Here is a 544-nt window from a genome sequence, read left to right as displayed (position 1 = left end):
GTCCTGCGCCACAATCACCACTAACACAGAAACCGGATGTTTATACGGCATTACTTCGTCTCAGACTTGTCTTTCTTGACGACCTGAATGCCTAACTCAAGCAGTGACGCCGGATTCGCTTCGCTTGGCGCTTCCGTCATCATGCAGGCCGCTGCCGTGGTTTTCGGGAACGCGATAACGTCACGAATATTGTCGGTACCGGTTAACAGCCTCGTCAGGCGATCCAGACCAAACGCCAGGCCTGCCTGCGGCGGCGTGCCGTACTTCAGTGCATCCAGCAGGAAGCCGAACTTCTCACGCTGTTCATGCTCTTCAATGCCCAGAATGCTAAACACGGTCTGCTGCATGTTTCCGTTGTGGATACGCACAGATCCGCCGCCGACTTCATAACCGTTGATCACCATGTCGTAAGCATTCGCTACGGCCTGGGTTGGATCGGCTGCCAGCTGTTCCGCACTCATCTCTTTCGGTGCCGTAAACGGATGGTGCATGGCAGCCAGCCCACCTTCGTCATCTTCTTCAAACATCGGGAAGTCGATAACCC

The 544-nt window shown here is 55.0% G+C and carries 1 protein-coding gene; it reads right to left on the bottom strand.

Going from position 1 to position 544, the window contains the following annotated elements; genetic code table 11:
* Positions 1-50: 50 nt before the first annotated feature.
* On the bottom strand, positions 51-544 hold a 494-nt coding region (locus J5M71_RS26910), incomplete at its 5' end, for an amino acid--tRNA ligase-related protein (RefSeq protein ID WP_347709880.1).

Source organism: Pseudomonas sp. 43(2021), assembly GCF_017490805.1.
Taxonomy (GTDB): Bacteria; Pseudomonadota; Gammaproteobacteria; order Pseudomonadales; family Pseudomonadaceae; genus Aquipseudomonas.
The sequence above is the reverse complement of the archived record's forward strand: the minus strand, read 5'-3'. Positions and strand labels throughout refer to the sequence as shown.